This is a genomic window from Moraxella sp. K1664 (assembly GCF_039693965.1).
Classification (GTDB): domain Bacteria; phylum Pseudomonadota; class Gammaproteobacteria; order Pseudomonadales; family Moraxellaceae; genus Moraxella.
On the sequence record NZ_CP155576.1, the window covers coordinates 1767528 to 1780928 of the forward strand.

At 45.5% G+C, this 13401-nt stretch carries 13 protein-coding genes; 8 read left to right on the forward strand and 5 right to left on the reverse strand.

Annotated features, from left to right (window positions below; genetic code table 11):
• Positions 1-19: 19 nt before the first annotated feature.
• Positions 20-1111 carry a redox-regulated ATPase YchF gene (gene ychF, locus AAHK14_RS08870; protein WP_065255919.1) on the reverse strand — a complete coding sequence of 364 codons (1092 nt, stop codon included), beginning with the start codon at positions 1109-1111 and terminating at the stop codon, positions 20-22.
• Positions 1112-1274: 163 nt separating this feature from the next.
• Here ychF and AAHK14_RS08875 point away from each other — a divergent pair, with 163 nt between their 5' ends.
• Positions 1275-2621, forward strand: coding sequence for a Na+/H+ antiporter NhaC family protein (locus tag AAHK14_RS08875; protein WP_065255907.1), 1347 nt, complete (start codon positions 1275-1277; stop codon positions 2619-2621).
• Between the two features lie 114 nt (positions 2622-2735).
• On the opposite strand, the gene AAHK14_RS08880 is transcribed toward AAHK14_RS08875, so the two are convergent.
• Positions 2736-3299, reverse strand: coding sequence for a 5-formyltetrahydrofolate cyclo-ligase (locus AAHK14_RS08880; protein WP_065255906.1), 564 nt, complete (start codon positions 3297-3299; stop codon positions 2736-2738).
• A gap of 120 nt (positions 3300-3419) precedes the next feature.
• Here AAHK14_RS08880 and fumC point away from each other — a divergent pair, with 120 nt between their 5' ends.
• Positions 3420-4811: a class II fumarate hydratase gene (gene fumC, locus AAHK14_RS08885; protein WP_065255905.1), complete on the forward strand. Its 1392-nt coding sequence runs from the start codon at positions 3420-3422 to the stop codon at positions 4809-4811.
• Positions 4812-4884: 73 nt separating this feature from the next.
• On the opposite strand, the gene AAHK14_RS08890 is transcribed toward fumC, so the two are convergent.
• Together AAHK14_RS08890 and AAHK14_RS08895 are read right to left on the reverse strand one after the other, a co-directional pair.
• A complete protein-coding gene (locus AAHK14_RS08890; RefSeq protein WP_115246899.1) occupies positions 4885-5835 on the reverse strand; it encodes an IS3 family transposase in 951 nt (316 codons plus the stop codon).
• The gene (locus AAHK14_RS08895) at positions 5808-6344 is read right to left on the reverse strand and encodes a helix-turn-helix domain-containing protein (protein WP_065256690.1); all 537 of its coding nucleotides are present in this window, start codon (positions 6342-6344) and stop codon (positions 5808-5810) included. Before AAHK14_RS08895 ends, AAHK14_RS08890 begins: the two co-directional genes overlap by 28 nt.
• Before the next feature lie 125 nt (positions 6345-6469).
• Between AAHK14_RS08895 and AAHK14_RS08900 the strand changes: the two genes are divergently transcribed.
• From AAHK14_RS08900 to AAHK14_RS08915, 4 genes are all read left to right on the forward strand, one after another.
• Positions 6470-6841, forward strand: coding sequence for a type II toxin-antitoxin system RelE/ParE family toxin (locus AAHK14_RS08900; protein ID WP_065254999.1), 372 nt, complete (start codon positions 6470-6472; stop codon positions 6839-6841).
• A complete protein-coding gene (locus AAHK14_RS08905) occupies positions 6828-7127 on the forward strand; it encodes a helix-turn-helix transcriptional regulator (protein ID WP_065254998.1) in 300 nt (99 codons plus the stop codon). Before AAHK14_RS08900 ends, AAHK14_RS08905 begins: the two co-directional genes overlap by 14 nt.
• An 83-nt stretch (positions 7128-7210) precedes the next feature.
• On the forward strand, positions 7211-7747 hold the full coding sequence (locus AAHK14_RS08910; RefSeq protein ID WP_065256690.1) for a helix-turn-helix domain-containing protein: 537 nt from the start codon (positions 7211-7213) through the stop codon (positions 7745-7747).
• A gap of 2 nt (positions 7748-7749) precedes the next feature.
• Positions 7750-8670, forward strand: a complete 921-nt coding sequence (locus tag AAHK14_RS08915) for an IS3 family transposase (RefSeq protein WP_264753555.1) — start codon at positions 7750-7752, stop codon at positions 8668-8670.
• Positions 8671-8722: 52 nt separating this feature from the next.
• Here the strand turns inward: AAHK14_RS08915 and AAHK14_RS08920 are convergent, their stop codons facing one another.
• Entirely contained in the window at positions 8723-9712 is a 990-nt protein-coding gene (locus tag AAHK14_RS08920) for an ion transporter (protein WP_194092761.1), read from the reverse strand.
• 128 nt (positions 9713-9840) lie between these two features.
• Between AAHK14_RS08920 and cydD the strand changes: the two genes are divergently transcribed.
• Positions 9841-11673 carry a thiol reductant ABC exporter subunit CydD gene (gene cydD, locus AAHK14_RS08925; protein WP_156065119.1) on the forward strand — a complete coding sequence of 611 codons (1833 nt, stop codon included), beginning with the start codon at positions 9841-9843 and terminating at the stop codon, positions 11671-11673.
• Complete coding sequence (locus AAHK14_RS08930) at positions 11666-13369, forward strand: ATP-binding cassette domain-containing protein (RefSeq protein WP_065256110.1); 1704 nt, start codon at positions 11666-11668, stop codon at positions 13367-13369. Before cydD ends, AAHK14_RS08930 begins: the two co-directional genes overlap by 8 nt.
• Positions 13370-13401 lie beyond the last annotated feature (32 nt).

The window sequence follows — 13401 nt, forward strand, 5'->3', positions numbered from 1 at the left end:
TGCTTTGGCTTTTGGTGCTTTACACATTAAATCTAAAATGCATCACATCGCCGTCTTGGACGATATAGGTTTTGCCTTCTAGGCGGGATTTACCTGCCGAGCTTGCCCCTTTTTCTCCGCCATATTCAATAAAATCATCATAACTAATGACTTCGGCACGGATAAAGCCACGCTCAAAATCGGTATGAATAACCCCAGCGGCTTCGGGGGCGGTCGCACCCACAGGCACCGTCCACGCACGCACTTCTTTAACCCCTGCGGTGAAGTAGGTTTGTAGGTTTAGTAGGTCATATCCTGCACGAATCACACGGTCAAGCCCTGCTTCACTCATGCCCATGCCTTCTAAGAACTCTGCCTTTTCTTCTTCGTCAAGTTGGGCGATTTCGGCTTCAATTTGGTTGCATAGTGCCACGACAATGGCGTTTTCGCTTTGGGCAAATTCACGCACCGCATCTAGGTGGGGGTTGTTCTCAAAGCCGTCTTCTGCCACGTTGGCGATGTACATGACAGGTTTTAGGGTGATAAGCCCATAGGATTTGATGAGTTTTTTCTCGTCATTATCCAGATTTGCCATGCGTGCAGGTTTGCCGTCCGCCAAAAATGGCTCAATCTTTTGAAACACCGCCAAAATCGCCTGAGCGTCCTTGTCTCCGCCTTTTGCCTTTTTGGTGGCGTTAGTTATCGCTCGTCCCACCGCTTCAAGGTCGGCAAGGGCAAGCTCGGTGTTAATGGTCTCAATGTCGGATAGGGGGTTTACTCGTCCGTCCACATGAATGACGTTGTCGTCATCAAAACAGCGTACCACATGGGCAATGGCGTCCGTCTCACGGATATTGGCAAGGAACTGGTTGCCCATACCCTCGCCCTTGCTCGCCCCTGCCACAAGCCCTGCGATGTCCACAAATTCCATGCTGGTCGGTAGCACACGCTCGGGCTTGACGATTTCTGCCAACGCCTTTAAGCGTGGGTCTGGCACAGGCACAATGCCCGTGTTTGGGTCTTTGGTACAAAAGGGGAAGTTCTCGGCGGCAATGCCTGCCTTGGTGAGTGCGTTAAATAGGGTGGATTTGCCAACGTTTGGCAAGCCTACGATACCACAGTTAAAGCCCATGAGTTGTCTCGCTGTTAAATTTAAACCCTTTATTATAGCAAAAATTTTATGATAAATTAAGCCCATTTTCTGCATTCAAAACCATACCAAAACGTTTTTATCTTGTGTATTTTTGTAAAAATGGGGTATAATCGGACTTTTGATTAACGATAAAAGGTATAAAATGAACGCTGTACTGTTGGCGGTCATCATCATGGTGGGGCTGTCGCTTGCTCGTGTCCATGTGGTGCTAAGTTTGATTGTGGGGGCGGTCGTGGGCGGTTTGCTGGCAGGACTACCCTTGACGGATGTAGAAAACGGGGCGACAGGCGTGCTGACGCATTTTCAAAACGGCATTAAAGGCGGGGCGGGCATTGCTTTGTCGTATGCCATGCTTGGGGCGTTTGCCATGGCGATTGCTCATTCGGGCGTGCCAAAGGCGTTGGCGGATAAGGTCATCTTGGCGGTCAAAAATGCCAAACATGACGGTATCAAATGGGCGGTGTTTGGTGTGATTGTGCTGTTTGCCTGCCTAAGTCAAAACCTTATCCCCATTCATATCGCTTTTATCCTACTACTTATTCCGCCACTTTTGACGGTGTTTAATGAGTTAAAATTAGACAGACGGCTCATCACTTGCTTGATTACTTTTGGGCTTGTCAATACTTATATGTTTATCCCGTATGGTTTTGGCGACATATTTTTAAATGAAATCATCATGGCAAACCTTGCCAAAGCAGGGCTTGATACGTCTGGCATTTCGGTGATGAAAGCGATGAGCATTCCTGCACTTGGTATGCTGACAGGGTTACTTGTGGCGATGTTTGTGAGTTATCGTAAACCCAGAGTGTATGACAACGCCAAAACCCTAGCGGTAAAAGGCGATGATATGCCTGTGGTCAATGATACCAAAATGGGCTTTAAAATCATCGTAACGCTCATCGCCATTATCGTGGCGTTTGTCATTCAATTAAAGACCAATTCGCTGATTTTGGGGTCGCTGTCGGGCTTTGCCATTTTTATGGCGACAGGCGTGGTCGGCTGGAACAAGGCGGACGATGTCTTTAATGACGGCATTAAGATGATGGCGATGATTGGCTTTATCATGATTGCCGCCCAAGGCTTTGCCGAAGTGATGACCGCCACAGGGCATATCGAGCCACTGGTGCAATCGGCGGTGGACGTGTTTGGGGCGAATAAGGCTCTGGCAAGTCTTGCCATGCTTATTGTGGGGCTTGTCGTTACCATGGGGATTGGTTCGTCATTTTCTACCGTGCCGATTATTGCGACCATTTATGTACCGCTTTGTATGGCGATGGGGTTTAGTCCGATGGCGACTTTGGCACTTGTGGCGACCGCAGGCGTGCTTGGGGACGCAGGTTCGCCTGCTTCTGACTCAACGCTTGGCCCTACCATGGGGCTAAACGTGGACGGGCAACACGACCATATCAAGGACAGCGTGATACCGACCTTTATTCATTATAACATTCCGCTTATTGTATTTGGGTGGGCAGCATCGATGGTTTTGTAATAAATGACATTCATCTAAAAATCAATGCCTTGTCATCGGGCAAATTGCAATTTGCCCCTACAAATAGGTTTAATTAACATTGTCAAAAATCGCTCCGTCATCGGGGCGGTTTTTTTAAAACCTTAAAACCCCTTTATTTGTTATCACCATATCCACCCCCTTATCCCATTCATTAACCATTAAATTTTCAACCACTTGAAAATGATAACACCAGCCCACCTTGACCCCATGAAAACTGGCAAAAGTGCGGTCATAAAATCCGCCCCCCATGCCAAGCCGATTGCCACATTTATCCACCGCCACAAGTGGGCAAATAATCATGTCTAATTTATCGGCACTTATGCCATGTTTAGCAAAGGGTTCTTTCATGCCAAGTTTATGGCGTTTTAGGGGTGTTTTGGCTAATGGCAAAAAAACAGGAGCAAAGCGTAAAGGCTTGCCCTGAATGGTAATCGGCAAAAACGGCGTAAAGCCATGCTTTTGACAAAATGCCAAAATCGGTGCGGTGGGCAACTCGCCAAAATCGTCCAGATATAGCCCAATCTTGGCATTTTTGGGCAGGTGGGGCAAAAGTTTGGGTAAGTGCAAACTTGCCATAAATGCAAACTTGGCACGCTCTTTATTGGTGAGAGCTTTACGCTCTTTGCGAATGTGTTTGCGAAGTAGGGCGTTTGGCATGAGTTTTTCCAATGGGTATTATTAAAAATGATAATGATTTATGATTGAAAATTGATTTTAATAATGGTATAGTAACTTTATCATTGTAGCAAATTTTATCCACCAAACAAGGAAAAATTTATGACCGACTTTCGTATTGAAAAAGACACCATGGGCGAAGTACAAGTCCCTGCCGACGCCTACTTTGGAGCTCAAACCCAGCGTAGCCGTGATAATTTTAAAATCGGGGGCGAGACCTTGCCACGCCCCTTGATTGTCGCCATGGCAACCGTCAAAAAAAGTGCGTCTATCGTCAATGCCGAGCTTGGGCGGATTGAGAATAGCCAGCGTGATTTGATAGTGCAGGCGTGTGATGAAGTGATTGCAGGTGGGCTTACCGACCAATTTCCGCTTGTCGTATGGCAAACGGGTTCTGGCACACAGTCCAACATGAACATGAATGAAGTCATCGCCAACCGAGCCAATGAAATTGCAGGCAGTCCAAAAGGCACTTACAAACCCGTCCACCCCAACGACCATGTCAACCATGCCCAATCCACCAACGACAGCTTTCCGACCGCCATTCGTGTGGCAAGTGCGGTTGAGATTAACCGCTCACTTATCCCTGCTATCAAGGCGTTGCGTGATACGCTTGCCAAAAAATCTGCCGACTTTGCCGACATCGTCAAAATCGGACGCACCCATTTGCAAGATGCCACACCGCTCACGCTTGGGCAAGAATTTGGCGGTTATGTGGCACAGCTTGATTTGGCACTTGTGCGGATTGATAACGCCTTGCAAGGCTTGTATCAGTTGCCACTTGGCGGAACTGCCGTGGGTACAGGGCTAAATAGCCACCCTGACTATGCGGTCAAATCCGCCCAAAAAATCAGCGAGCTGACAGGATTGCCCTTTGTAACCGCCCCCAACAAATTTGAAGCTTTGGCAAGCCGTGATGCTGAAGTGTTTGCCTCAGGGGCATTAAAAACCTTGGCAGGCAGTCTAAACAAAATCGCCAATGACATTCGCTGGCTATCTAGTGGCCCCCGTTGTGGTCTGGGCGAGATTACCATTCCCGAGAACGAACCAGGGTCATCTATCATGCCAGGTAAGGTAAACCCCACGCAGTCGGAGGCGATGACCATGGTGGTCGCTCAGGTCATGGGCAATGATGTAACTATCAATATGGCAGGGGCGAGCGGTAATTTTGAATTGAACGTCTTTATGCCTGTCATCGGTTATAATCTTTTGCAATCCATTCGCCTACTTGCGGACGCTTGCAACAGCTTTAATGATAATTGTGCGGTGGGTATTGAACCTGTGCGTGAAAAGATTGATTACTTTTTGCACAATTCGCTCATGTTGGTAACTGCCCTAAACCGTCATGTGGGCTATGAAAATGCCGCCAAAATTGCCAAAACTGCTTATAAAGAAAACAAAACCTTAAAACAAGTGGCGGTGGAGCTTGGGCTATTGACCGAACAAGAATTTGATGAATGGGTAAGACCAGAACAAATGGTTGCACCGAAGTAATTAAAAGTCAAAGGCATGGTAAATAAGGGTAAGAGATGAACCGACCCCCAAATCTTAGACATAAGATTAAAGGTTAGGTTGTTGCAAGTGGTTGTATTAACCCTAATTGGACTAAGTTTCTGTACTTAACAGGACTTAGTCCTTTTAATTTGCTCTTTATTCTATCATGATTGTAGTAGTGTATGTACTCATCAATCACTTGTTTAAGTTCATCTGTTGATGTAAATGTGGTTGTCTCATAAAATATCTCTTGTTTTAGCGTACCAAAGAAGCTCTCTATCACAGCATTATCCAAACAATTGCCTTTTCTTGACATGCTTTGGGTTAAGCCTTGTTCTTTTAGGGTTTGTTGATACTGGTGCATTTGATAGTGCCAGCCTTGGTCTGAATGAATGATGGGTTTGTCATCCATCTTTTCTTGGCTTAGCTTGGATAGGGCATCATTTAACATCTCTTTGACCAACTCATACGTTGGTCTGTCCTTCATCGTATAACTGACAATCTCACCATTAAACAAGTCGATGATGGGCGATAGGTAGAGTTTTCTTTGAATGACACTGCCATCATTTGCCTTGTCTTGTACTTTAAACTCGGTGATGTCTGTTGCCCACTTTTGATTGGGTTTGTCTGCTTTAAAGTCTCTTTTGAGTATATTGTCCTGAATGGTATCTTTGCCCATTGTGCCTTTGTAAGTATTAAACTTACGTTGACGACGAACCAATGCTTTGAGTCCAAGTTTAGCCATCAGTCGTTGCACTCGTTTATGATTAATGACCATGCCTTTTTGGGCAAGCTGATTGTTAAGCTCTGATGTGATTCTACGATAACCATACCTGCCCTTGTGTTGGTGGTAGATGTGGTTAATGTGTTCTTTTAAGTCAAGGTCTTTGTCAGGCTTTGTACTTTGACGAATGTGGTAATAAAACACACTTCTTGGCAAGTTTGACACTGCCAATAAGTCAGCAAGTTTGTGCTTATGCCTTAATTCTTGGATGATCAGGACTTGTTCTTTGTTTGTACTGATTGTTCCTTTTGACGAATTAAGGCATCTAGCTTTTTTAGATAGTCATTCTCTGCTCTAAGATAGGCAAGTTCATCAAGCAAATCATCCACACTTTTTTCGTGGTCTTGTTTGGTTTTCCAAGTTGATTTGGTTTTATTAGCGTTGTGTTTGTTTGACATTGCTTTTTTGCCTTTGGGTTTGGGTATTAGTCCCATTATACCAAAGGCTTGGTAGGACTTTAACCAAGTTGACAGTAAAGAAGGTTGTGGCAGATTAAGCTCTATGGCAAGTTGTGTAAGCGATTTGCCCTGTTGTATGGCTTGAACGGCATTAAGCTTAAAATCTGTGTCATAGACAGCCTTTGTGTGTCGTCTTTTTATGCCATCAATGCCATGTGCTTGATAGAGTTTAACCCATAGCTCTACGGTTGTGTGGTTTAGATTAAAGTGTTTGGCGGTTTGTTTGTAGCCATGATGATTAAGATAATACCCAATCACAGACAGTTTAAAGTCGGTTGTGTATTTTGCCATAAAAAGCACCCCAAAGGTTAGTGTGTCTAACTTTTGGGGTGCGGTTCAGATTTGCCCTTATTTTTATTATTTGACAAAAGTAAATTTATGTCTTAATATAGCCTAAACACGATATTGGATTCATGATGTATATTGTAGAAACGACTGATGAATTTGAATGCTGGTTTGATGAACAGCCCTTGCAGGTTCAAATGCGATTATTGGAAGCCTTTAAGTTATTAGAGCAATACGGACACCGATTGGCTCGCCCTTATGCCGATACCTTATATGGCTCAAAATTTAGCAATATGAAAGAATTGCGTATCCAAATTGGGGGCGACCCTTATCGTGCCTTTTATGCGTTTGACCCCTTACGTCAAGCAATTGTGCTATGTGCAGGTAACAAAGTGGGTAATGAAAAGCAATTTTATAAACAAATGATACCGCTTGCTGATGAGCTTTACCAACAGCATTTGGATAAATTAACAAAACAGGAGAGTCCAAATGGCAACGCTTGAACAATTATTAAATAAATTATCGCCAGAACAACGAGCTGAAGTGGAGCGTAACGCCGAAGCGATGATTTTGGATTATCAACTTCATCAGTTGCGTGAAGAGTTGGAGCTGTCGCAAAAACAGCTTGCCGAAGCCATGGGCATTACCCAACCGACTTTATCCGCCATTGAAAATCGTGGGGCAGAGATTAAGCTGTCCACGCTAAAACGCTATGTGGAGACCATGGGCGGAAAATTACGCATTGACGTAGAATTACCAACAGGTAAGCACGTTGGGTTTAATATTTGATAGCATTTAATCATAAAATAAGGGTAAGAGAGAGATGAACCGCACCCCAAAAGTTAGACACACTAACCTTTGGGGTGCTTTTTATGGCAAAATACACAACCGACTTTAAACTGTCTGTGATTGGGTATTATCTTAATCATCATGGCTACAAACAAACCGCCAAACACTTTAATCTAAACCACACAACCGTAGAGCTATGGGTTAAACTCTATCAAGCACATGGCATTGATGGCATAAAAAGACGACACACAAAGGCTGTCTATGACACAGATTTTAAGCTTAATGCCGTTCAAGCCATACAACAGGGCAAATCGCTTACACAACTTGCCATAGAGCTTAATCTGCCACAACCTTCTTTACTGTCAACTTGGTTAAAGTCCTACCAAGCCTTTGGTATAATGGGACTAATACCCAAACCCAAAGGCAAAAAAGCAATGTCAAACAAACACAACGCTAATAAAACCAAATCAACTTGGAAAACCAAACAAGACCACGAAAAAAGTGTGGATGATTTGCTTGATGAACTTGCCTATCTTAGAGCAGAGAATGACTATCTAAAAAAGCTAGATGCCTTAATTCGTCAAAAGGAACAATCAGTACAAACAAAGAACAAGTCCTGATCATCCAAGAATTAAGGCATAAGCACAAACTTGCTGACTTATTGGCAGTGTCAAACTTGCCAAGAAGTGTGTTTTATTACCACATTCGTCAAAGTACAAAGCCTGACAAAGACCTTGACTTAAAAGAACACATTAACCACATCTACCACCAACACAAGGGCAGGTATGGTTATCGTAGAATCACATCAGAGCTTAACAATCAGCTTGCCCAAAAAGGCATGGTCATTAATCATAAACGAGTGCAACGACTGATGGCTAAACTTGGACTCAAAGCATTGGTTCGTCGTCAACGTAAGTTTAATACTTACAAAGGCACAATGGGCAAAGATACCATTCAGGACAATATACTCAAAAGAGACTTTAAAGCAGACAAACCCAATCAAAAGTGGGCAACAGACATCACAGAGTTTAAAGTACAAGACAAGGCAAATGATGGCAGTGTCATTCAAAGAAAACTCTACCTATCGCCCATCATCGACTTGTTTAATGGTGAGATTGTCAGTTATACGATGAAGGACAGACCAACGTATGAGTTGGTCAAAGAGATGTTAAATGATGCCCTATCCAAGCTAAGCCAAGAAAAGATGGATGACAAACCCATCATTCATTCAGACCAAGGCTGGCACTATCAAATGCACCAGTATCAACAAACCCTAAAAGAACAAGGCTTAACCCAAAGCATGTCAAGAAAAGGCAATTGTTTGGATAATGCTGTGATAGAGAGCTTCTTTGGTACGCTAAAACAAGAGATATTTTATGAGACAACCACATTTACATCAACAGATGAACTTAAACAAGTGATTGATGAGTACATACACTACTACAATCATGATAGAATAAAGAGCAAATTAAAAGGACTAAGTCCTGTTAAGTACAGAAACTTAGTCCAATTAGGGTTAATACAACCACTTGCAACAACCTAACCTTTAATCTTATGTCTAAGATTTGGGGGTCGGTTCAAGATTGCCCTTATTTTTACTCCACCCGCTCCCCACAATACGGACAAAAGCATTTTTTATTTAAAGACTTTTCTTTTTCATCAAGCTCTTTTTCTTTTGCCAATAGGCGTTTTTCTCGCAAAACTTGGGTTAGGATTTCTTGGCGGTTTTTGCGGTCTATTTTTAATTCATCAGATAGGTTATTTATTTTATCATTGTCATGCAATTCAGTTGATGACAACGCCATAAATTCATCATAAAGCCGATATAGACTTGCCTGTTTTTGGCTTTCTAATTCACGGGTCAGTCCCGTTGCCAAAATACCTGCTGGCAAGGCGGCAAGCCCCACACCCAATATCGTGATAAACGCCCCCAAAAGTTTACCCAAAGGCGTAATGGGCGTAATATCGCCATAACCCACCGTTGTCAAGGTTACCACCGCCCACCACATCGCATGAGGGATTGAATTAAACTCATCAGGCTGGGTTTCATACTCCACCAAATAAATGCCACTTGCTGACAATATGATAAGAAGCATTAAAATAAATATCACCGCCCCAAATGAGCCACGCTCTTTTTGTAATACGGTGAGCAGTATCCGCAAAGAATCAAAATAACGGGTAAGTTTAAATAGCCTTAATAACCTAAATACCCGTAAAAAACGTAAATCAATGCCACTAATGCTTTGCAAAAATATCGGCACTATGGCAAGTAGGTCAATAATTGCCCCAAAACTTGTCGTCCATTTAAAACGGGTATGCCAAACTCTATCAATGTTCTTTTCGGCAATGACCCAAAAACGAGCGATATATTCTATTCCAAATATAATCACAGAAAACCACTCAAACGCCCTAAAATAATCCTGATAAGGGTAATAAATGTTATCCACAGATTCTAATATCACCGCTAGGGTATTTAATAAAATGAGCGTAATTAAAAATAAATCCAATATCTTGGCAGGCGATGCCAAAGGCGATGAATCATCGTGATTTTCTAATAAAATGTATAATTTTTGGCGGATTGACATGAGATAAAGCAAAAATAAGCAAGTGGCGATATTGTAACACAAAGGGCGATGTTGGGAGTTATCTTTACCTTGAAATTATCCCCAAATTTAGCGATAATGTAACGCTAAATTTTGACAATAACAACACCATGACCGAGCCAATCACCCCAACCGTATCGCCCAAACATCCGCCCCATGTAGAGCAATCGACATCGCCAAAATCCAAACGCAAAAAACCCAGACGCTCCCAAGAAGACATCATGGCAAATGCCTTTTTAAGGGCGACTTTTAAGCCGGTCAAAAAAGCCATGATGATGGCGTATTTGCTGGACATCGCGAGCGTGCTGGTGTTGGTGGGGCAGGCGTGTGTACTGGTGTGGCTCTTTGATGGGTGGCTGACGAGCTTTGTGCAGGGCGTGCCATTGCCTGATAGGGTGGTGGGCAGTGGCTTACTCTTTAATTTGGGACTGCTGTTTGCGTGTTTGGCGGTACGCATTGCCATTGGTTATGGACGTGATGTTTTGCTGAGTCAAGCAGGGCTGACCGTTGCCAAATCGGTGAGACAACGCTTATTTGTCAAGTTAGGCGAGCTGGGGCAGGCAAGGCGTGATTTTGGGGCGGACGGGGCATTGGCAAGTAAAATCATCGATGAGCCTGACCAACTGGTCGGTTATGCTCGCTTTCATGTCCAAAAGATGACTGCCGTTACCACGCCTTTGATTTTGGCGGGGTGTGTGGCGTTTTATAGTGTTACGTCAGCATTGGTGCTGCTACTTACCGCACCGCTTGTGCCGATTTTTATGGCAATCATCGGTATCGCAACCGCTCGTAAAAGCCGTGAGCAGATGGACGCATTGGCACAGCTTGGGGGGCGGTTTTTGGATTGGATTCGTGGGGTCAATACCTTATCACGACTGGGGGCGGTGGACATTGCCGTATCAGACATTGCAAATAGCTCCGAGCATTATCGCAAACGCACGATGGACGTGTTAAAAATCGCCTTTTTAAACAGTGCGGTGTTAGAGTTTTTATCCGCCTTATCCATTGCCTTGGTGGCGGTATATTTGGGTTTTGGCTTGATGGGGATTTTGCCGTGGGGTAAGGGGCAGGTGCTGACAGGCTATGGCACGGCACTATTTATCCTACTGCTTGTGCCAGAGTTTTACGCACCACTTCGCCGTCTAGGAGCAGAGTATCATGTCAAAGGGCAAGCGGTGGCGTGTGCCAAAGCAATCGCCCCCATGCTAAATTTTAAAGACAAAACAGGGGGCGATGTGGCGGTCAATCTTACCAGTCCGCCTGCTTTTCATCTTAATAACATCACGGCATTTGGCGATGATGGGCGAGTGCGATTATCGCCCATTAGCCTAACCTTTGACGCAGGCAAACGCACCGCCTTGATGGGAGCAAGTGGCGTGGGTAAATCCACGATATTACAAATCCTGCTTGGTTTTGGCGACTTTGCCGGCGATGTGGTCATTCACGCTGATGGCAGGGCGGTGCGGTATGATGAGCTTGATGTGAATATACTAAGAACACAGCTTGGCTATCTGTCGCAGACCACGCCATTATTACCAATCTCTATTAGCGATAACTTACGCCTTGCCAAACCGTCTGCCACTAATGATGAACTGGTGCAGGTGCTAAACGATGTTGCCCTGTGGGACATCATCAGTCAGTTGCCAGATGGCATGAATACCGTGCTTGCCGAGCGTGGCGGTGGACTGTCAGGCGGTCAAGGGCAGCGGCTTGCCATTGCTCAGTTATTATTACAAAATGCCAAAGTGTGGCTACTTGATGAGCCAACCGAGCATTTGGACAGTGAGACGGCAGAGAAAATTAAGGCGTTATTGTCTCGTGTGAGTGTCGGCAAGACCGTGATTTGGGTTACGCACGATGGGGTAGGGGTGGACTTTGATGTCGTCCATGACTTGACGGCATTGTATGAGCAAAAACAACAAAAGGCGGTGCAACATGGCTAATCAACCCAACAGACGTCCATTTCGCCTAAGAGAGTTATTACTTAGCCAAAAGCTTCTGTGGCTCATCGCATGGCTGTTAGGCATAGCGACAGTATTGTCGGTGCTGGGGCTGGTCATGCTCTCGGGGTGGTTTATCACGATGGCAGGCGTGGCAGGCGTGCTGGCGGTGGGGTCGCACGCCTTTAATTATCTTATGCCGTCCGCCATTATTCGTGGTTTTGCTATCGTGCGAACCTTTGCCCGTTATGGCGATTTGATGGTGTCGCACCATGCGGTGTTTGGGCTACTTCGTGATTTGCGAGTGAAGTTTTTTTCGCATTGGGCGAGATTGCCGTTATCGGTGCGACTGCAAAAGGGCGGTAGTAGCGAGACCATGCAAAGGCTGGTCAAGGACATTGATACGCTAGATGAGTTCCCATTGCGAGTGGTGTCGCCCTTTGTGGTGGCGGTCGTGGCGGTGGCGGTGCTGTCGCTCATGGTGTCTGTGATGATACCGACAGCGTGGATTATCGTGCTACACATGGGGCTGGCACTCATCATTGCGGTCATGACCCTATATAAAGGCGTGCAACTGGCACGGCGTGAGAGTGAGCTTTTGGTGCTACGCAAGAGCAAACTCATCAACACCTTGCCTGCCCTAACCGCTCTCATCACGTGGGGCAGATGGCAGGACAGCGTGCGGGAGCTTGGCGAGTATGATGAGCGACATCATCAGCTGACGATGGCGACACTGCGAGTCAGACGTAACGCCCAAGCACTCATTCAGCTTATCATTGCGTTGGCGGTGGTGCTACTGCTACTGATGGCAGGGCGGATATTTGAGCAGGGTATTTCCCCTTTTACGGTGGCAACGCTAAACGGTCATACTGCCCTAAATCCTGCCATGGTGCTTGCCTTGACACTTGGGGTGTTTGGGCTGATGGAGATAGTCTCGGCACTGGTGGGCGAGCCGTTGGCGTATGGTAGAAGTGTCAATGCCAAAGCACGCATTAATGAGCTGATGAGTGCAGACAGCACGCCCCAAAAACAGCCGATAGATGACAATCCAACCCTTATCCTAAAAGACTTATCCATAAAAATGCCGTCTGCTATCATGAGCGTGGACGGTATCTGTGCCATGCTTACCCCAACTACGCCCACGCTCATCATGGGGGCGTCAGGGGCGGGCAAATCCACACTGCTTGCCACGCTGGCAGGGGAAGTGCCACGCATGAGTGGACAGATGGTGGTGCGGACTTCGGCTCTTCGTGATGTGGACATGGATAATGTGGATTTTGATAAGTCATTTGGCTTTTTGGGGCAAAACGTAGACATCTTTGACCAAAGCCTTGCCGATAACCTGCGACTGGGTAAGCCGTCAGCGAGTGATGATGAGCTGTGGGCGGTGCTTGATAAAGTGGGCTTGTCCGACTGGGCAAAGCACCAGCCCAAAGGACTAGATACGCCACTTGGCGAGTATGGCATGGCGATATCAGGCGGTCAAGGTCGGCGTGTGGCACTGGCTCGCTTGCTTCTATCACCCAAAAAGGTGCTGTTATTAGATGAGCCATTTGCAGGGCTAGATAGCACCACTCGCCATAAGGTGTGGCAGAGCCTAACCGATATGCAACAGGCAGGCGAGATTGGCGTGCTTGCCATTGCCACGCACCAAATATGGGACGAGATGGGCGATGTGAATGTGGTGCGTGTGGGATGATTAAACAGGGTGGTTTTAAATGGGATTTAACC

Bases quoted from the DNA above. Each gene is read 5' to 3' on its own strand.
- cydD (WP_156065119.1), top strand. From the start codon at position 9,841: ATGACCGAGCCAATCACCCCAACCGTATCGCCCAAACATCCGCCCCAT.
- AAHK14_RS08880 (WP_065255906.1), bottom strand. From the start codon at position 3,299: ATGCCAAACGCCCTACTTCGCAAACACATTCGCAAAGAGCGTAAAGCT.
- fumC (WP_065255905.1), top strand. From the start codon at position 3,420: ATGACCGACTTTCGTATTGAAAAAGACACCATGGGCGAAGTACAAGTC.
- AAHK14_RS08905 (WP_065254998.1), top strand. From the start codon at position 6,828: ATGGCAACGCTTGAACAATTATTAAATAAATTATCGCCAGAACAACGA.
- ychF (WP_065255919.1), bottom strand. From the start codon at position 1,111: ATGGGCTTTAACTGTGGTATCGTAGGCTTGCCAAACGTTGGCAAATCC.
- AAHK14_RS08920 (WP_194092761.1), bottom strand. From the start codon at position 9,712: ATGTCAATCCGCCAAAAATTATACATTTTATTAGAAAATCACGATGAT.
- AAHK14_RS08910 (WP_065256690.1), top strand. From the start codon at position 7,211: ATGGCAAAATACACAACCGACTTTAAACTGTCTGTGATTGGGTATTAT.
- AAHK14_RS08930 (WP_065256110.1), top strand. From the start codon at position 11,666: ATGGCTAATCAACCCAACAGACGTCCATTTCGCCTAAGAGAGTTATTA.
- AAHK14_RS08900 (WP_065254999.1), top strand. From the start codon at position 6,470: ATGTATATTGTAGAAACGACTGATGAATTTGAATGCTGGTTTGATGAA.
- AAHK14_RS08875 (WP_065255907.1), top strand. From the start codon at position 1,275: ATGAACGCTGTACTGTTGGCGGTCATCATCATGGTGGGGCTGTCGCTT.
- AAHK14_RS08895 (WP_065256690.1), bottom strand. From the start codon at position 6,344: ATGGCAAAATACACAACCGACTTTAAACTGTCTGTGATTGGGTATTAT.